Annotated in this window: 16 protein-coding genes; 1 reads left to right on the top strand and 15 read right to left on the bottom strand. The window is 60.0% G+C overall.

Annotated elements, in window-relative coordinates:
* Positions 1 to 3: 3 nt before the first annotated feature.
* From ACRYA2_RS01485 to ACRYA2_RS01420, 14 genes are all read right to left on the bottom strand, one after another.
* A complete protein-coding gene (locus ACRYA2_RS01485; RefSeq protein ID WP_433623527.1) occupies positions 4 to 261 on the bottom strand; it encodes a hypothetical protein in 258 nt (85 codons plus the stop codon).
* A gap of 116 nt (positions 262 to 377) precedes the next feature.
* Positions 378 to 911: a methyltransferase domain-containing protein gene (locus ACRYA2_RS01480; RefSeq protein WP_433623525.1), complete on the bottom strand. Its 534-nt coding sequence runs from the start codon at positions 909 to 911 to the stop codon at positions 378 to 380.
* Positions 908 to 1,678 (bottom strand): glycosyltransferase, encoded by a 771-nt coding sequence (locus ACRYA2_RS01475; RefSeq protein ID WP_433623523.1) that lies wholly within the window; start codon positions 1,676 to 1,678, stop codon positions 908 to 910. The genes ACRYA2_RS01480 and ACRYA2_RS01475 overlap by 4 nt, the downstream gene beginning before the upstream one ends.
* Positions 1,679 to 2,104, bottom strand: a complete 426-nt coding sequence (locus tag ACRYA2_RS01470) for a hypothetical protein (protein ID WP_433623521.1) — start codon at positions 2,102 to 2,104, stop codon at positions 1,679 to 1,681.
* A gap of 253 nt (positions 2,105 to 2,357) precedes the next feature.
* Positions 2,358 to 3,503 carry a glycosyltransferase gene (locus ACRYA2_RS01465; protein ID WP_433623519.1) on the bottom strand — a complete coding sequence of 382 codons (1,146 nt, stop codon included), beginning with the start codon at positions 3,501 to 3,503 and terminating at the stop codon, positions 2,358 to 2,360.
* Positions 3,504 to 3,775: 272 nt separating this feature from the next.
* Positions 3,776 to 5,698 carry a VirB4 family type IV secretion system protein gene (locus tag ACRYA2_RS01460; protein ID WP_433623517.1) on the bottom strand — a complete coding sequence of 641 codons (1,923 nt, stop codon included), beginning with the start codon at positions 5,696 to 5,698 and terminating at the stop codon, positions 3,776 to 3,778.
* Positions 5,699 to 5,700: 2 nt separating this feature from the next.
* The gene (locus ACRYA2_RS01455) at positions 5,701 to 6,825 is read right to left on the bottom strand and encodes a TraC-like domain-containing protein (protein WP_433623515.1); all 1,125 of its coding nucleotides are present in this window, start codon (positions 6,823 to 6,825) and stop codon (positions 5,701 to 5,703) included.
* Complete coding sequence (locus tag ACRYA2_RS01450; RefSeq protein ID WP_433623514.1) at positions 6,822 to 7,523, bottom strand: hypothetical protein; 702 nt, start codon at positions 7,521 to 7,523, stop codon at positions 6,822 to 6,824. The genes ACRYA2_RS01455 and ACRYA2_RS01450 overlap by 4 nt, the downstream gene beginning before the upstream one ends.
* A gap of 494 nt (positions 7,524 to 8,017) precedes the next feature.
* Complete coding sequence (locus tag ACRYA2_RS01445) at positions 8,018 to 9,769, bottom strand: TrbL/VirB6 family protein (RefSeq protein ID WP_433623512.1); 1,752 nt, start codon at positions 9,767 to 9,769, stop codon at positions 8,018 to 8,020.
* A gap of 60 nt (positions 9,770 to 9,829) precedes the next feature.
* Positions 9,830 to 10,258, bottom strand: coding sequence for a hypothetical protein (locus ACRYA2_RS01440; protein WP_433623510.1), 429 nt, complete (start codon positions 10,256 to 10,258; stop codon positions 9,830 to 9,832).
* Between the two features lie 496 nt (positions 10,259 to 10,754).
* A complete protein-coding gene (locus ACRYA2_RS01435) occupies positions 10,755 to 11,708 on the bottom strand; it encodes a DUF955 domain-containing protein (protein ID WP_433623508.1) in 954 nt (317 codons plus the stop codon).
* Between the two features lie 74 nt (positions 11,709 to 11,782).
* Entirely contained in the window at positions 11,783 to 12,211 is a 429-nt protein-coding gene (locus ACRYA2_RS01430) for an SWIM zinc finger family protein (protein ID WP_433623506.1), read from the bottom strand.
* Positions 12,212 to 12,368: 157 nt separating this feature from the next.
* The gene (locus ACRYA2_RS01425) at positions 12,369 to 13,307 is read right to left on the bottom strand and encodes a transcription initiation factor IIB (protein ID WP_433623504.1); all 939 of its coding nucleotides are present in this window, start codon (positions 13,305 to 13,307) and stop codon (positions 12,369 to 12,371) included.
* Between the two features lie 1,138 nt (positions 13,308 to 14,445).
* The gene (locus ACRYA2_RS01420; RefSeq protein ID WP_433623502.1) at positions 14,446 to 14,763 is read right to left on the bottom strand and encodes a hypothetical protein; all 318 of its coding nucleotides are present in this window, start codon (positions 14,761 to 14,763) and stop codon (positions 14,446 to 14,448) included.
* A gap of 850 nt (positions 14,764 to 15,613) precedes the next feature.
* Here ACRYA2_RS01420 and ACRYA2_RS01415 point away from each other — a divergent pair.
* On the top strand, positions 15,614 to 16,207 hold the full coding sequence (locus ACRYA2_RS01415) for an HdeD family acid-resistance protein (protein WP_433623500.1): 594 nt from the start codon (positions 15,614 to 15,616) through the stop codon (positions 16,205 to 16,207).
* Between the two features lie 379 nt (positions 16,208 to 16,586).
* Here ACRYA2_RS01415 and ACRYA2_RS01410 read toward each other — a convergent pair whose 3' ends face one another.
* On the bottom strand, positions 16,587 to 17,339 hold the full coding sequence (locus ACRYA2_RS01410; protein WP_433623498.1) for a DNA-binding protein: 753 nt from the start codon (positions 17,337 to 17,339) through the stop codon (positions 16,587 to 16,589).
* Positions 17,340 to 17,823 lie beyond the last annotated feature (484 nt).

The raw sequence follows: 17,823 nt of genomic DNA, 5'->3' as shown, positions 1-17,823 counted from the left end.
CACTTATCTCATTGCGGAGTTTCTGAATTTCATCGTGCAGTTCGTCGATTCTACGCTGATTTTCCATGGTTTCGCGGTAGTTCGGCGACCGGTTTTCCTGGCCATTCTGATGCTGGTTGTACGTAATCTGCTGGGATGCATGAGAATGTAGTCAACAGCGATGACGGTAGGGACAACAGCGAGCGCAACGAACGCCAGCCACGTCACTACGCTCGGGAACACGCCACTAACAAGGGGGCTGGTCTCGTAGAGGACGAGCATCAACGTTGCAGTGTTCATCATGCCGAGATAGAATTGGAGGCGCTGGCCGTACGTTCGGACACCGCCAATCCAACGAAGAACACCCGTTGATACCCATTTATCAGCTTGCGGAATGCTCAGGCGTCGATCCTCCTATAAGACGCCGTCAACCCCCCGGCGTCGCAGTGTTCAACACCCCATTCAGGCCAGTGCTGGGCAAGGCGGCAGAATAGGCTTGAAGCGTGATGGAGCGGCGGGAGCAGCCAGACATTAAGATCGCGGGAGACAAGTTCGAATGGGACTTGCTCATTCCAGCCGCGGCCAGCCTGCTCACGGTACTCACGGCAAAACATACGTGGTGTCCACCACGTCCAGCCGGCATCAGGATACCAGTTGGCGTGATCGGGGTCGGCGCGGGCGTCCCGGCCGAGCGGTACTGTCACTTCTAACCACCCCTGTGGCTGAAGAACACGACCTGCTTCTCGGAAGAAATGGTAAACATCGTCAAGATGCTCCACACTGTGGCGGCTGACGATGCCAGTAGCGTAATTGTCGGGGAGCTCCCAATCATCATTAAGGTCAACGCGATGGTCGGCCTCGGCGTAGAGATCGACTGTTTCATCTACGCGTGGGTCGGGGTTATTACCGGCGCCAAGTCCGAGTATCGTCATTTGAAGTATTCACCTCCGTCGGGGGTAGCCTGCTCAATTGTCTCCGGTGGGATATCTCTAGAAGTGTCGGCATCAGTCTGCCAGTCCGGAATCACGCGTGACCGTTCCTGTGCTTCTTCAACTGCTCTCTGTATTCCGTCGCGGAACCGCTGGACGGAGAAATGGTCTTCAGCGAACGTGGCAATCTCTGTAGATGTCCAATCGACGCCGTGTCGGTCGAAATAATGGAGGCGTTCACGAAGGTCACTACCATTGCGTGCATATGTAATGCCGTTTTTCCCGTCAATAATCTGGTCTTGGGTGAAACCATCTTTGACACCGATGACAGGTGTTCCAGCCGCCATTGCTTCGACTGGTGCCATCCCGAAGTCTTCGTTTTGTGAGGCAAAAACGAATGCACGTGCGCCTGAAAGAAGCTCCTGTTTCTGATCTTCACTGACATAGCCTTCGAAATGGATGTTCTCCTCAGCGAGTTCTTCAAGACGGTCACGTTCTGGGCCGCGACCAGCAATCCGTAGTTCGAACTCTGTCTGGTTGAATGCGTGGACTATTTCATCGATGCACTTTGGACCGTCTAGCCGCGAGACCGTTACGAAGTAGTCGCCAGTTTCGGCATCATGTGAGCTGTATTCATATGTACTGACGGGGGGATATACGACTCGTATTTGGTCGTCGGGGATATTCCAGTACTGTTGGATACGTCGGGCGACCAAGTCACTGTTCGCAACGTAGAGGTCAGGGCGAGTGATATTGTGCTGGTAGAGCACTCAGGATAAGTAGGTATAGACGACAGACGGAAAACCTCCGTCAAGGTCGTGAAAGAGGTCGTATTGCCAGCGCGGTGGGCTATGTGTATACGCGACAACAGTCTGGTCATCCTGCGGAACGTACCAGAGTGGTTCATTGCCACTAGTGATGATGGTGTCGTAGGCGGCGAGTTCGTCGACACGCTGCCAGGCGAACTGGTAGGCAGCACTTCTTGGCGCGCCCTCGTAGTCAATCATCCGCTTGATGAGACGACCATGGTCAATTTCGTGGATGTCAACGTCAAGGCCGTCGGGTTCGCAGTCAGCATCCCGCCGGCCGACGAACATTGGTGCATCGAACGTCCGCGCAAGTTCTTCTGCGAGGACTTCTCCACCGCCGCGAACATCGTAATCTTTGTGTGCGATTGCTATTTCTCTTCTGTTCATTTTATTTCTATAATCCTTCGTATTACCTATGGCTTGACAATCTTGTGTTTTGGCCGCGGACTAGCGGCGACATATCCTTCCTTGCCTACGCCACCGCTACTGGCCTTTATTTTTCCAGTGAACAACTTCCATACTGAACTTCTGGATGGTGACGGACGGCGATAGACAGTCATCTAGCATTTTCCTATCTTCTCTCAGTCAATTATAGGTACGTAAGCTTTCTGTTTGGCCGAGAACCTCTCTCGGCTCGGACTTACTCGAATACTTCCCGCAACTCCTGATCCACTTCCCACGTCCCATCACCGTCACCTCGCAACAACGCCACGCTCGCACGTAGCAGAGACACCTGCGCATCGAACACGGAATACACCGCCTGCAACGGACCCAACCAATCCCGACCGCCCAACCAGACGAACGCCCCCAACCCAGCAGGGACCGCTAGCCCGAACGGCCCCGTCGCGACCACCGCAGCCCCGGTCGCCAGCCCCACAGCCAGCGCCAGCAGCCACGGAGACACCACCATGAACCACCAGTTGAACGGCAACACTAACCGGCCGTAATTCCCGTACTCCCCGAGCATATCCCGGTGCTGCACCAACAGACGAATCAACCCCATTCCGCGCCGATCTTTCTGCAACCGCCGCTTCCGGAAGTCCGAATGCGACGCCTCGCTGTACCGAATCTCCGGGTCGAAGACGACCCGACTGCCGTTCTGACGGATGCGTAGCGCGAGCTCCGTGTCGTCCGCGAGCGAGTTCGGGTCGACGAGGACGATGGCGTCGTTCTCGAACGCCGAGAAGGGACCGTGGAAGATGAGCGTCGAATCGAGGTGGGACTCCAGCGTCTGGACGTGGCCCTGAACGCCCCGGTAGCCAGCCTCTACTTCGCTCCCGCCGAGCACCTCTGCGTTCGTCCCAGTGACGGCGGCCACGTCGGGGTCGGCGAGATTGGCCGCGGCGACCTTGAGAGCGTCCTCGGCCACCAGGGAATCGCAGTCGGTCTTGACCACCATCTCGTTCTCCGCGGCGGCGTAGGCGTCGTTGAGCGCGGGCGCGAGGCCGCGGCGCTCCTCTTCGCGGATGAGGTTCAGTTCGGGATGCTCGCGGTCGGCGAAGTACTCTCGTATCAGGTCGGGCGTCTCGTCGTCGCTGGAGTCGACGACGACGAGTTCGACCTTCTCCATCGGGTAGTCGAGCGCGATCAGGTCGTCGAGTTTTGTCTCGACGATGTCTACCTCGTTGAACGTCGGGAGGACGATGCTTACGGTCGGCTCCACCGTCTCGTCCTTGTGAGCGGGCGAGCCCTCGGGACGGAGCAGGCCGTACAGCGCGAGGAAGGCGAGATATGGAAGCGCGGCCACCGCGACGACGAGGGCGGCCGCCTTCGCGAGTCGGTTCATGTTCGGGCGTTGTTCGTTTGGTTTTAAATGTCTACGGATTAGGCGGCAGTCACTGGTCAGGCGAAAGTCGCTGAGCGATTTCCTGTGGATTCCGCACGAGAGTAGGATGAATGCGGACCTGTTTAGTCACCGTCAGTCGGTTACGTAATCGAAGTCTCGTGCTGGACGGGTCAACTGTCACGTGACTCTGGAGTCAGGGATAGTAGACGCGGACGGTAATCTCACGCCTGCCGAAAGAATTACTCAAAGTGGGAGTCCGCTCACGACGTCCTTCAGGGATGAGTGCCTGACGAGTCAGAATCGACCAGTGCTAACTCTTCGGACAATCCGTTCACTTTTACTGGAAACCGGCCTTCATCCTCGATACAGACGAGCGCGTGGCTGTAGCCCCGTTCACGGGTTCCAGGTTTCGCCTGCCTGAGGAAACGCGCTTCCCGCTCGTTCAATCCGAGTCGTTTCCGGCTCTCGTCAGTCAATCCCGGTAGTCGCTGGAGAACCTTGATCGAGGCCTCCTTCGCCAGCACCTCGGCTTTCTCGTGAACGAAGAAATCTGATAACTCCTGCGTAATCAAGTGGATGCTGAGGTCGTGATGGCGAGAATGGCGGTACGCGCGATCCAACCAAGCGAGCGAGCCCTCGTTCTGAAGCAGGTAATGAGCTTCGTCGATTGCCAGTACCATGCGTTTGTCCGTCTGTTTCGCGCGGTCGTAGACGGCATCGAACAGGAGTTGCATCATCAACGCGATCTCCCGGTCGGCCTCGCCCTGCTGGAGGTCGAGATAGGTTACTTTCTCGTCCCGCAGGTCGATATCCGATTTCCCGCCGAGATTCGCGTACTCACCATCGCCGACGAGCGGCCGCATCCCGATACGGAGCTCGGCTGCCCGATCCTCTAACTTCGCGAACTCGACGGTCGTCGGTGCAGTTCCATCGTCTTCCTCGTCAAAGAAGGGACTCGCATCGTCAGCCATCTCGCCGAGAATGACGAACACGTCCTGGACCGTCGGGCTGTCATTCGCATGGGTTGCCGGGTCGCGTGTGATGCCCTGACGCCGGTACGCCTCCCGGACGCCCCGCCCGAGGACGGCACGGGCGTTCGTGTCGAGACCGTGGCCGGCCGTATCGATGTGAGCGAAGTACGTCTCGAAAAAGTCCATGACGCTGGAGAACTGCTGGCCGTAGGGGTTGATGTCATTAGCCGCCTCCAAGACGTGGCGTGGTGTCGGCTGTATCTCGAGCGGATTCAGCTGCCGGGTTCCACCGACGATGATGCGGTCGGCATCGAGAGCAGTAGCAAGGTCGTGAAATCCCTCCAGTGGATCGAGGAGAATGAGGATCGTCTCGGAGTCGTTCGCAATCTCGCGAAGGCTGAGCAGCTTCGCCGTGACGGATTTCCCGGAGCCGATTTTCGCCGCCGCGAGCACGTTGTAGCCGTTCGGCCGCTGCCAGCGATCGACGACGACCGGTGCGTCGGTCGTCGCGTGAAAGCCGTACAACACGCCGGTCGTCTCGATGACGGTGGAAGCCGAGAAGGGAAACGACGCGCCGAGCGCGCCGCTTAGCATCGGCGTTCGAGCCGCTCCAATGGTGCCGCTGACCGCGTCGTCAGCGATCGGACTGTTGGCGACAAGACCCTCGATCTGGATGTAGTCGACCGGCTTCACCGTGAGCTGGCGTTTCGCCAGTTCCGTCCGGAGTTGCTGACACGTCCGCTCGACGGTGCGCTCGGTATCGCCACGGACCGTAACGTATGCCGCCACCTCGAAGATGGATTGCGCGCCGTCCGTGAGTTGGGCGAGTACGGCTTCGTGCTCGCGGATTCGACGGTCGGTCGTGCTGATCGAGGGGTCGCCGTTCTTCTGTTTGCCGAGACGGACCGATTCGAGGTCACGGATTGCGTCCTCGAGCTCGGTGATACTGCGTTCGGTAGGCCGGGGATGGGCGTGTATCGTGAGGTCGACGTCCGCGCTCGGATGAGTCGTAATCGTTTCCAATAGGCCGGGATCGGCATTCGTCGGCCAGTCGACCACGAACAGCGTTTGCGCCCATCGTTCACCCGTTCGGGTCGCGTCTGATTCGAGTTGCGTACTCGACGGTGCCACGAGTCGTGCGTGCCGTCCGGCATCGTCGAGGCGGTCTGACTGGTCGGCAGCAGCGCCGGTGATAGTCTGGATGAGTCGATCGATGAGTGACATAGTTAGCGATGGTCGAGGGAATGGCTGACTGGGTCGTGGTGGCCGTCGTCTACGTCGGGCTGTGGCGTGTCCACATCGGGGGGTGTCGTCGCTGCATCGGCGAGGACGACCGGTGTCGTCCGGAGCCGTGACTGCTCCGTCTCGTACTCGGTTCGGCTTCCAGCCCACGACTCCTCGATCCACGCTGCGAGCGTCTCCGCGGACACGCGTTCGGCGGTACAGGTGTCGATGCCGCGGATGGCATCCTGAACGGTGGCGAGACGGTTGTCGAGCAGATTACGCTGGGCGCGTTCGATCTCCTCCGGCGAGAGTTGCGTGCTCTCTGCGCCGATGAATCCGAGGAGACCACCGATGTACGGTACGTCACGGAGGTTGGCAAGCGCGCCGCGTTCGGCGATCTGGACGTCGTAGACGTACACCGGGACGAGAATCTGATACTCGCGGACGCTCGTCCCACGCGCCTGGAACTCCTGCGGGAGTCGTCGGCGATAGGCGTCGATCAGATTAGCGAGAACGGGATTCGCCGTGACGTCCGGGTCGTCGCGACGCTGGTCGTATCCGGCGACGAGGCGGTCAGCGTCGACGCGCCGTGCAGTCGAGCGGAGCTGAAAGGGGAAGTCCAGCGCGTTCAGCGCATTACCGAGTGCGTCGGCTGCATTATCCCACTCGGTCTCGGTTGCGAGCGCCATGTTCGCGGGACTAACCTCAACGCCCGCGACGAGCGTCCCGTCGACGCGCTCAACTGCGTCCGCCTCCGGCAGAAACCGGTCGACGCGTGTGAGCGTCTCGGTCCGCTGGTCGGACGCCCCATCGAGGAGCGTTCGTATCGACGGCTGGCGTTTGAACGCGATAATCTGGCCGACCCACACTTGCGGTGTCAGATGCGAGGGCGCGATGAACACGACGATAGCGGTCGCGACGAGGACGCCGAGACCGACAATGATGCCACCGGTGACGGCGAGCAGCCCTCCCAGCGAGTTTCCAGTGAGGACACTGAGGGATGCAATCAAGAGTGCTGGCAGGAACAGCTTCAGGTCCGGAATGCTGTAGTCAGTGTCGACACCGACGATCTCGTCATCGGCTCCGAACTCGTTGAGGATTCGACGTCTGGGGTCTATCTTGGTCATGGTTGTTGGTCGCGGTCTGATGTGTCACGGTCGGGCGCGTCGGATGCCGTCTCGTCCGAGTGGCCACGGTTCGAGACGCTGCTCGGGATGCGACGGCGAAGTTGCGTCCGGAGGAAGTGGACGACTGCTCTCGGCTGGAGTCGCCAGGCGGTACGCCGTCTGACGGTTCGCTGGATGACGTACAGCCCCCCGGTGAACGGCACGAGATAGATAGCGAGCGTCGTTGCAGCGTTGGGAACGACAGAATCGTACCCGACGGTAGTTGCGACACCCCCAACGAGGCCGAGTGCGAGCGCTCCTCGACTGATGACTACCCAGGGTGTCGGCGTGACCGCCATTCCGGAGACGTCGCGATCTTCGTGGAGTGCTGCACGGAGATAGTACGCAACGCCAGTTGCACCTATCGTCCAGAGGACGAGCGCACCGACGAGAGAGCCACGCGTAAACACGTTCGCTCGAATCAACAGCCAGTCGATGGCTCCGAGAACGCCGATCACGGCGAAGACGGCGACGAACTGCCAGCGTGGACGAGCATAGCTCAGCGGTGATTCCCCCCGACGCCGGCGATCGCGTTGCACCTGTCGTTCGTACGCCCGCTCGCGCTCGGCGACGTGGTAGGCGTAGGCCACCCCGAGGAGGCCGCCCGTAGCCCACGGCGTCACACCCGTGGTGAGAATGTTTCTCCAAACGAACGTCATCAGGGAGGCCGCCCACTGGAGACCGATATCGGGGTTTAGAAACAGCGATCCAACAAATACGATGAGTCCAACGCTACTCCCGAAGAGAACAATGATGCTTACAACTCCGATGACGACTCGACGCACGAAGAGTAGACGGCCCGTGTAGACGAAGAGACGAACTCGTTCGGTGAGCTCTCGAATCAATGCCTTCCCATAAAGAGGAGTCAAAGACGGATCGGCGTTCTTCAGTCGTCCTGCTGTTTGGACCTGCCTAGCAACCCTCTTTTCGTCGCCCCATTCCATGCAGTCCCAGCAGACAGTGACATGATTGCTCACATCTTCTGTTTCTCCGGACCCAACTGAGTACATCGTATGGCCGATTTTGCCGCGAGGGAAAACCACCACATCACATATTTGGCAGTTATAATTATCCCGCTCAGCTACTTTTTCAATAAGGTCCTTCTGAGGGTCTGATTCGCTAAATGAAGAGGTAGACCGCCGAATTTTTCTTGTCATGATTTACGGGTCTGTTCAACGGCGCTAATGCTATCCTGATGTTCTCTGTTGTAGCGAGAAGTTCGATACACCCCATCAGTCGCGATTTGGCCGACATCGAATGCTGTTGAACTCTCTTCATCATATAAGAAGACATTTTTGTCTGAATTATTCTCAGATATACGCTGTAATGCTCCTTCATCCAACAACCAACCTGTGTTCGATGGACCTTCGCTCGCCGAGTGGAATTTACCCTGACTATCGAAGTAGCCAGCATCGTACTGGTCCTTGGAGAGTTCTGACCGGTGTTCAGCATGCCTGTACGTGACGTCATCAGGAACGCTCTCGGCGTACGAATCAGTCGTCTCGTTTCCTGACCGTGTTGCTCCACTCGTAGTCTCTCCAGCAGACGCCGGTCCTGTAGCGAGCGCAGGTTGGTCGACAGTTGACCGTTGTGTCGACCCTTCGAGTTCTCCGGCAATCGTCTCACCGTCGAGCGCGCCGCCGAAGCCACCGGGGTTCGTCCGTGAGAACGGAGACCCGTCGACGGGGTCGACACGCGTGCTTGCGCCTGCATTCGCCGGAATCGAGGAGGCCGTCGCCGACTCACCAGTGGGGAGTCGTGACCGGACGCGTTGGCGAAGGTTGGACGACGTGTTCGCGGCAGCCATCCCGGACGCGGCACCGATTGCGCCTGCGGCGAGGGTGGCGAACGGTCGCATCCGGCGACTGCCGACGAACAGGAAGAGCGGTGAAACGGCCGCACAGAACCACATCACGAGGACGAGGATGATGTACGCGAACGCGTCGACACCGGCGGCGTTCGAAAGGCCCTGGTCGAGCGACCCGTGAACAGCGTTCGTGACGGGGTAACCGACGCCGAGGATGACCGCGGCCGGAAAGGGGACGAACGCACACGGGATGAACAGACCACGTAAGCGGTCTCCGACGCTGGCGAGCGGACGAAAGAGCCAGAACGCCGGCAGGCATAGCGCGAGAAAGACGGGCAGTGCAGGCACGAGCACGTAGACGGCGAGCCACGACAGGCCGAACACGAGGGCGACGAACAGGAAGAGTATCCCCGAGGACAACCAGAGCAGGAGCGCGCCGAGTCCACCTGCGAGGACACTATCGGTGAGCGTCTCGAAGCTGGCGACGATCTGATTGCCGGAGGGAGCGAACGTGACCGTCAACGCGGACGCGAGATGCAGGACGAACGCCGCCCAGATCCACGACCCCAGGATGACGAACAGCATGAACCATCCCTTCGCTTCGAGAGTTTTCGCCTGTTGATTGGAGATGGCTCCGGTGGGCATGAGGGCGTTCGCACGCAGTAGTATCATCGAGAACGCCCAGATGAGCAGGCCCGCGGGCAGTCCGCGCGTCCGCCACCAGTCGTAGACGGTGTCCATCGGCGCGTTCGTCGGTCGGTCGACGAACTCGGGCGTCCCGTTGCGCAGGGGGACCGGCCGGCTCACGAGGAATTCGACGGCCCACTCGGCGACGCCACGTGCGAAGTCGAGGAATCCACGGGCAATCCCTTTGAGCGCGCCAAGGACGCCGTTACACATGTGGCCGCTGACGGTGCCGAGGCCACGGCACGCTCCCTCGAATGCGGGCGCTCCGGTCGCGTTTGTGCTCGCGTTCGTCGCTCCGTTGCTGGTTTCGTAGAACGACGGGGGAGTCGTCCCGTTTCCAGATGGGGGTGTCGCCGTCGTCGTGTTCGGTGATGTCGTCGGTGGGGTTTGAGCGTCGACGGGAAGCGTCACTCCAGCGATTACGCACACGACGGCGATGACGACTGACGCTCGAAGTCCCATTGCTTCACTCTAGAAGAATGGGACGATGTCGACACAGCTGGCGAGACCGACGCCAGTCGCGCCGATGAGTTGCTCGATGACGACGGCGAACAGTGGCGTCGTGACGGTGGCGAAGGCGGCACGATTCCGCCAGCCTTTGACCGATCCGATAGTTTGGGGTTTCTTCGGGAATGCGGCGGCGTTGTGCAGGATGTACGCGAGGATTGCCGACGCGATCATGGTGATGCCGATGAACAAGGGGGCGGCGTAGTTGACGGTGTCCGCCAGCGGGGTGCCACAGATACCGGATCCGACTTGCTGTTGGGCAGCGACCGGTGTCGACACGAGTGCTGGGAGGACGCCGAGACCGATGATGAGCGTCGGCGGTCGAAACGAGTGCGTGATGGCGGTTGATTTGCAATAGCGCGCGAACCGTTCGGGGTGGATTATGGATTGCATCGGCGGTCTCCGTGCCCGTCGTCAGTCCCACTGGTTGCAGGGTGCGCTGCGATTCTTCCAATCCTGTGTGGTATGGGTTCACACAACGGGCTTGCCGAAGCAATTTCCTTTGAATATCTTAAATCTATATGAAGGAGGTAGATATGTACGCATATATTTGACGAATATTTACGAATTCCGCAGCCCATTTTTGTTTATTAGCGGGTAAAATACAATGATGCATCAAATCTTCTTCTGCAACAGTATTGTCCATCTGAAAGAGACGGGAGCGAGAGGAGATTCTCGAAACCGCCGTGATCGAGAGCAGCTTCCACCGTTCGAGATGAGCGCGAGCGTCCTGTAGCTCCTCACGGCCTATGACGTCAACATAGAAAAAGGAAGTAAAGCGCCTCGAAACGCGATTCCAAGCTGACTACGAACGGAAAGTGAATGACGTACGGAGGCGTCGTCCGTCTCGCTTTGACTCCGCTGTTCTGCCCTCTCCGACGATAGTGTTTCACGTCCGTTCGAGGTTGGTTTCGATTCCACCGATAATCGTCATCGCCGTCGTTCTGATTCGCTCCAATCGGTCCTGTAACTCGTCGATCTCGTCGTTCTGCCAGGCTGCCAGATAGAACGATGCGTTCGACGCATCCAGCCCGAAATGACGACTGACGATGTAGGCGACGCTCTCGGCTTCGACTTCTCGAGCAGCGCGTTCGTCGTCCGCTTCCCGACCGGCGTGGAGTCTCGCGTGGGCGTACTCGTGAGCGAGAACGTGCGCGGCTATCGCACTATCCAGGTCCGCTCGCACAGCAACGTGCGGCTGCGACTTACCGCTCCGGTGCTTGCAGACGCCCTTCGCGTCTCCATACGACCAGTCCTCGGTCGCGACGAGTTCGGCGGACACACCGAGCGTCTCGGCTGCGGCGAGAGCGGCAGGGACGAGGTCGTCTGCCTCGCCGTATACGTCCGTCTCCAGTTCCGGAAGGGGTTCACCCTCGGTCTGTGAGACGTCGAAGACAGCCACCGGCCGGAAACCGACGACGCCCTTCGACCACGTTTCGGGAGCGGACGCCTCGTACTCACAATCTGATTCGCCGTGGTACGACGGCGCGTTGCCACACTTCGGACACTGTCGAGCGACGATCGGTGCCCAGATCCAGATCGCCGACTCGCCCTCCTGAACCTGTCTATCGAACTCCGTCTGCCACGTTCGGTAGCCGGCAACGTTCGTCGCGTCGGGCTGCTGGAGACGGATCAAGAGCGTGTTCCGCATCGAATAGTCGTGAAAGCGGCGTTGGGCGTCGAGCCACGTCTGGAACTGCTCGCTCGCTGCTGCCTCGTCGGTTGCGTCCCGGAGGTCGGCAAGCCACTGTTCGACCGTTTCGTGCATCGCGTCCGGTCGGGCGTCTCGGTCGTCGAACGCGACTGGTTCGTCCTGCGCTGTATGCTGGTTCGAATTCGACATAGTACTCGGGCGCTCTTCGCCGAGCGCCTCGCCCCCGAGGGCGCGCGAAAAATACCGGAGAGGTAGTGTACCAATCAGGTAGTGTCGTCCGGCAGGTCTTTTCGACCGGTGCGAACGCACTCCCAGCACGGGAAGCCATCGAGGTCGGAACAGTCACACGCGTCTTCGGTCGCTTCTTCGAGTTCGTCGGCGTCCTCCTGCGTCCCGCCATCCGCGGCGACCTGCTGGTCGATGGCTGCCCGCAACACAGGAACACGGATGGCGACTGCGACGCGGTGTTTGCACGCACCATCGTAGTGGTCGTCCGCCGGGCATTCGCACGCACTCGGCACGCCATCCTCGACGGTGACGTGGTACTCGTGATTCCGCGGATTGGCGTGACTCGTGTTTCGCACTCGAACACCGCCCGGGAGGACGGTGAACTCGAATGCCTCGTACTGTGCGCGCTTTGCCGTTCGTTTCGTAAATTCTAGCTTCGAGAGGGGGTTGTCTGGGTTCGACATGGCGACTCCACGGGACGCCGATGCAGGTGATGCGCCCCGCACCCCGAAGGGGCGCAGCAAAAACGACCGGACGAGACGCCCGTCAGCCGTCGCTACTCGAACCGAACCTACCGCGTAGCGCTCTCACTCGATCGGTACGAAACGTATCGTCGACGGCTCACCACTCTCGGTCGTGGGTGTCGAGTTCGAGAAGTGCGTGCCAGCGTCTCCGGAGGGTGGCATCGGTGACGTTCGCCACGTTCGCGATCCTCTTTTGGGTGAGGCCGACGTGCCTGTCGTGTCCGGCTTCGTAGAGACAGGCAGCCGCGACGCCGACTGGATCACAGCCGGTGCCGAGGCCGGCGTCTTCTGCATGTACCGCGAGGTCGTAGGCTCGCTTGCGGATGCGAGCCGGTAGTTCGAGCGCCGATGCGAGACGCGGGACGAACGCTCGCGGTCGAAGTGGCCGAGTCCGAAGTCCGAGTTCGAGATTCAGCGCTCTGTAGGCAGTTCGAATCGTTTGGCGGTCACAGCGCGCGTAGTCGGCGACGTCGGCGAGCGTCCACAGAAGGCCGAGACAGCGCGTTGCGGCATGGACGCTCGCACTCGCTATCGCTTCGATGGACCGCCCGACGAAGAGGTCGGCGTTCTGGCCGGCGCGACAGATGGCGTACGCGCGGTCGCGCGCCGACGCTGGAAGGTCCAGCGCACTCGTAAGTCGTCTGATGTCGTCGAATGCGTGGCCGAGATTCCGATTAGCTTTCGACCCCCAGCGCGCCTGATTGTGGTGGCGTCGCCACCGCCCGAGTCGACGGCGTTTGCTCGCCGAGAGGGTGTTACCTCGGCCATCTGTCCAATGGCCGAACGTAGTCGCCAGGCCATAGTCGTGTATCCCCTGCGCTCGTGGCGCGCCCGTGCGTTTGCGTTCCGGCTGGTCACGCGACCACTCCGGCCCCGTATCGATTCGATATTCGGCAGCGAGGAGGCTACAGTCGCGACAGTACGTCTCGTCGTTCGCGGGCACGAGGCTGCCCGCGCATTCGGGGCACTGGTCGTCGGTCGTTCGTTCACGGTCGTCTTCGTCGAACGTTCGCTCGTATACTGGCAGTACGGACATTGGCTGGTCCTGCCGGACATCTCACGGATGCCCCGCACCCGATAGGGGCGCGAAAAATACAGGCGGCAAGCTACAGTGCTATCTTCTCGCGCTAAAGCCGAATGTCCGCCCAGATTTTCGCCCTATTAGCGTCACTCTACACTGACAAAGACGAATTGAGTCTGGGAGAAGAGCGACTGCTACTACTGCTGGTGAGGTTCTATTGACGAATGCTTACGGAGATGCAAGGAGAAAGCCCCGCCCTTTAGGGCGGGGAGGATGTCAATGGCCCGTACATTGGCTGCGACAACCACAGCTACGTCGACCGCCGCTATTGGAGATGTAAGGACTGTGGGGCGAAGACGACGGACAAACGTACTCGAGACCGCTGCTCACCCCCACTTTCGGCTCTGGCGTTTAGCTTCTGCGGTGAGGGCGCTACGCCCCCGTCCTCCACGGAGCGACCGAAGGGAGCGGAGTAGGGAGGGGATACAGCGTCCGAACGGTTCACAAACACGTTCTCCGTCACTCTTACTACCCCATTCGACCGTAGGGGTAGTAAGATGCTCACCACGCTTCCGACGACGTTCAAACGCGACAAAAAGCGTGCGTCGTCGGTTGTGGCCGAGTGTCGAATCGGTAGGAGTGGGACACTTCAAACCGCCCGTAAAGGGAAATCGCCTGCGGAGTCTGGAACCTCTGTGTCCACGTCGGATTCAAGTTTCGACACAGAAACAGGAAGCCCCACCCTCAACAAGCGAGGGGCGAGTAGCCCCGAGCGCGGTAAGGTGGGGTAGTTCACTACATCGTCAGACGCTTCTCGACGTCGCCGAACAGCGCACGTTCGCCGAGCGCCTCGACAACGCAACCGCTGTGAGCCCGCAGGGATCTTTGAGAACGGACTTCTAGTCCGGACCAGATTTGTTGATTGCCACGAAGACGACACTGTTCTGGTCGCCAGCGCCGCCGTCGAACGAGGGCGGCCATGGCACGACATGTATCAGAAGGGCTTTGCTGGAACCCCCAGCAGTTGATGGGATACACGCGCTGAATACACCCTCTGTATTCAGCAGACAAGTATCGTTCTCGTCCGTCAACGGCGATGCTGCTCAGTAGCGTCGGTAAGGAGGGTACAGGCCGCGTCAGTACTGAAACTGAATCAGTCGGCGTGCGACGGGGCGGGGTGTGTCGCGTTCGTGGTTTCCGTCTGTGGCGTCGACGTCGGGGACGAGTCACGTAGTGGGTTCGGCGAGCGGAGGGCGACGATTGCCAGCCAGATACTGCCGGTAAGGAATGCGCCGAGCGCAGAGAGTGCCATGCCCATGGTGACGAACGCAGTTGCGTAGACGAGGCCGATCAACGCAGATGGGAAGCTCGTGCTGAAGGGGACGTTTGCCATGGAGTCGCGGAGAGTGGGGAGGAGGGCGATGAGGGAGAAGACGTTTCCTGCAAGGAAGACGATGTCTTGCCACATCATCGTCGATCACCTTGGTTTCTGCACGCAGCGAATTGTGTTTGAGTCGTTTTCTCTTTCATCACTACAGAGTAGGAACTGAGGGTAGAAAAAACTTACTCAGTTCTGTGTAAATATTTTTGCGAACGATTCCCCCGCCAGACGCTCGCATACCAAAACCATTCACAGGTGAACAATCATAGGAGATGCCAGAGATGGGCTACACCGCTCGACACGACAGTCACCATCGAGAACAAGTCACCGCCAACTACCGTAAACTATCGGCGATACTCGCTGCGCAGACTCGTGGCGTTTTATCACCACGACCGTCCTCGTACGGGAGACACGTCGTGAAGCAAGATGTGCTATGCTTGTCAGCACATCGAGTACAGGCCACATCAGGGCACGTTCAGGTGTACGAACGATGAGTGTTGGGTATTGGAGTATCAAGCGGATTTGAACGTGGCTGCGAACATCGCTAATCGGCTAAATCCGTGGGGAGAGAGCCTGCCGTGGAAATCAGCAGGCGATGACTCGCCGCGGAGCGGGGCCAGTGGCAGGCCCACCAAGACACGTCATCGAGTGAGGAACTCCCGTCTGCAAAGCGGGCTTCCGATGACAAGGGTTCGTCTAGCTCACCAGCGGTGGGAGCGGGGACGGGGCCAGAGACCGGTGACGCGCACACGTCTTGAAACCTCAATCCCAGCCAGTCTGGGTATTCCACCCGTGGTGGAAGCCCTGGCGTTCACGCCGGGCGAGGATGTCACAGAGTCAAGGAGCCGTTTCCACAGCGAAATATAAATTACTTTATTTCAAAACGCTAAACAATATCTCGGCTATTTTACTCTCCTCGTCAAATACGGGATGGGAAATCATGAACTACATCGCAGCAATGCCAGCTGGCAGAATGGAATCCGACCAGGTGCGTGGTGGGATAGCCGTCGGGGCTATTATCTCGATCCTCGGCGTTCTGGCGATACTCTTCCCCTTCGTTACGGGATTGTCGTTATCGATGCTGCTCGGGGCACTGCTGGTCGTCGGCGCAATCGTTCATGTTGGACATGCATTCTCGGCGGGAAGCTTCTGGGGGGCACTTTGGCAGGTGCTACTTGGAATTCTCTACGGGATTGCCGGCATTTCGTTCATGGCGAACCCAGTGGTCGGCCTGGCGACGCTGACGATTCTCGCAATCGCCTTCTTCTTCGTCGACGGAATCGTCGAGATTGGCTGGGCGATTGCCGGGCGCGACAACAGAGGATGGATATGGCTGCTGGGAAGCGGAATTATCTCGCTGCTCCTCGCTGGCATGCTCTGGATTGGCTTCCCTGCGACTGCAGTGTGGGCAGTGGGCGTCCTGTTTGGTGTGAACGTACTTGTCACGGGACTCTCCCTCATCGGACTTGGGATGGCATCTCGGCGAGCGGCAAGGGAAGAGGCACCAGCAGGCGAACGAGGGCGGGAAGCCTAACGGAAACCAGACCCGTTCGGTCGCACCTTCACTGAGGCTCGTAATCGCCAGTGTCGTTTTGCTGTCGGCGACGTCCATTCAACATGCTCGATTCACTTAACCTATATTTTATAATAATTGATGTGTGCAGTAGGCGTGTGTTCGACGGTCAGGTCGTCCTACGTCGTCCTCTCACAGCCCGTCCATATCGGGTCAGATTCTGCGACACCTCGCCCTCGTACGACGCTTCGGAGTCGCCATGCACCGGCGCATCGCCATCACCGCGTTCGAGGACCACGATGCTCGTCCGACTGTCCGCCGCCAGCGTCGCCCGTCCACGATACTGGTTCACTTTCGCCGCCTGTATCCACACGCGGTCGCCTTCACGCAGTACGACGTCCTAACGCGATTTCTTCCAGACGGTGAACTTCATCGTTCCTGTCCCGTCGTCAAGCATCCCGACCTGCTGCTGGGTGCTCGATTTCGGCGACCACAGCGTAGCGACCTCGGCTTCGACGCTCGCCTCGTACTGCCACGGCTCGATCGACGCGACGTCCTGTATCACACCCGGCTCTCGCTCCACGTCTTCGCGCACTCCGATAGCTGCCGTCGTCACCGACGCACCGCGCTCCACTCGCTCGGCGATCCGTCGACTGAACGCCGCCCGACTTGGCCTGTTCTGCACGACCTCCGTCAACCGTTGCGCACACTGGTTGACTGCAGCCACCTCCGACTGCGACAACCGCTCGCGCGGGTCCTCGGCTGGTGGAATCGTCCGACCGACCGCTCGCGCTCGCGTTCGCGCTTCGAACGCCTTCGTCGCCATCCGTGCCTGCACTCCGACTGCGTTCCGGTTGTCCATCTCCGGCCGCTCGCCCAACGCTTCGCGCTCGCGTGCTCGTTCAGCGTACCGCTCCAGTTCTGCCTCCTCTGCTAGAATCCACTCCTCGCTCGCCAACGTCTGTCCGTCGAACCGCCCGTCCGTCGTCTCGCGCTCGACCGCATCCGGGTGATTGCAGTCGATCGTCGCCTGTCGTTCGAGTTCGACCGTCGGTCGCAGTTCCGCGCCGTCGACCACGCCGCGCTCGTCGTCCTGGTTGTCTGCCGATTCGTCGACCGAACACTCTTTACCGATCTGGTATCTAGTACTCATTGGAGTTGCCACGCTCCGAAGGCGCGTCCACTACCGCGTCTTTTCGAGACTCACCACTACATGAGGCACAACGCTGCGTCGTCTCACGGCTCGGCTCTACTGCTCTTGCTCGCGCCTTCGCCCAGCTCTGCTGGGCGCGAGCGAGAGCGACCGAGGCCGATACAACCAGCACCGCGCGCCGACCCGCCCGGAGCGAGCGGCCAGCGGAGTAAGCGTGGGGGGTGAGCACCGACCGGAGCGCAACCCCCTGCGGTTACCCGCTGGCGCGAGGGCACATGCACTTTAGCCCGGAACGGCGAGCTCGCTCGCCGCACGCCCGGAATGGTCGGTCGCGAGCGACGCGGAGGTCTCGTGAGCGGAGCGAACGAGACGCCGGTGAGCTTGCTCACCGGACGGTGGCACGCGGCGCGCGGTGCGGGCAGCCGTCGACCCTACTACTGATGAGGGAATCGGAATCTACACGACGAAGCCCATCGCCACTACC

The sequence above is a fragment of the Halomicrococcus pelagicus genome (assembly GCF_050954125.1).
Note: the sequence above shows the minus strand (reverse complement) of the source record. Positions and strands in the feature narration are given on the sequence as shown.

What these genes read in the sequence shown, in the direction of transcription:
- ACRYA2_RS01485 (WP_433623527.1), bottom strand. Translation starts at nt 261, where the DNA reads ATGCTCGTCCTCTACGAGACCAGCCCCCTTGTTAGTGGCGTGTTCCCG.
- ACRYA2_RS01480 (WP_433623525.1), bottom strand. Translation starts at nt 911, where the DNA reads ATGACGATACTCGGACTTGGCGCCGGTAATAACCCCGACCCACGCGTA.
- ACRYA2_RS01470 (WP_433623521.1), bottom strand. Translation starts at nt 2,104, where the DNA reads ATGAACAGAAGAGAAATAGCAATCGCACACAAAGATTACGATGTTCGC.
- ACRYA2_RS01465 (WP_433623519.1), bottom strand. Translation starts at nt 3,503, where the DNA reads ATGAACCGACTCGCGAAGGCGGCCGCCCTCGTCGTCGCGGTGGCCGCG.
- ACRYA2_RS01460 (WP_433623517.1), bottom strand. Translation starts at nt 5,698, where the DNA reads ATGTCACTCATCGATCGACTCATCCAGACTATCACCGGCGCTGCTGCC.
- ACRYA2_RS01455 (WP_433623515.1), bottom strand. Translation starts at nt 6,825, where the DNA reads ATGACCAAGATAGACCCCAGACGTCGAATCCTCAACGAGTTCGGAGCC.
- ACRYA2_RS01450 (WP_433623514.1), bottom strand. Translation starts at nt 7,523, where the DNA reads ATGACGTTCGTTTGGAGAAACATTCTCACCACGGGTGTGACGCCGTGG.
- ACRYA2_RS01440 (WP_433623510.1), bottom strand. Translation starts at nt 10,258, where the DNA reads ATGCAATCCATAATCCACCCCGAACGGTTCGCGCGCTATTGCAAATCA.
- ACRYA2_RS01435 (WP_433623508.1), bottom strand. Translation starts at nt 11,708, where the DNA reads ATGTCGAATTCGAACCAGCATACAGCGCAGGACGAACCAGTCGCGTTC.
- ACRYA2_RS01430 (WP_433623506.1), bottom strand. Translation starts at nt 12,211, where the DNA reads ATGTCGAACCCAGACAACCCCCTCTCGAAGCTAGAATTTACGAAACGA.
- ACRYA2_RS01425 (WP_433623504.1), bottom strand. Translation starts at nt 13,307, where the DNA reads ATGTCCGTACTGCCAGTATACGAGCGAACGTTCGACGAAGACGACCGT.
- ACRYA2_RS01420 (WP_433623502.1), bottom strand. Translation starts at nt 14,763, where the DNA reads ATGATGTGGCAAGACATCGTCTTCCTTGCAGGAAACGTCTTCTCCCTC.
- ACRYA2_RS01415 (WP_433623500.1), top strand. Translation starts at nt 15,614, where the DNA reads ATGAACTACATCGCAGCAATGCCAGCTGGCAGAATGGAATCCGACCAG.
- ACRYA2_RS01410 (WP_433623498.1), bottom strand. Translation starts at nt 17,339, where the DNA reads ATGAGTACTAGATACCAGATCGGTAAAGAGTGTTCGGTCGACGAATCG.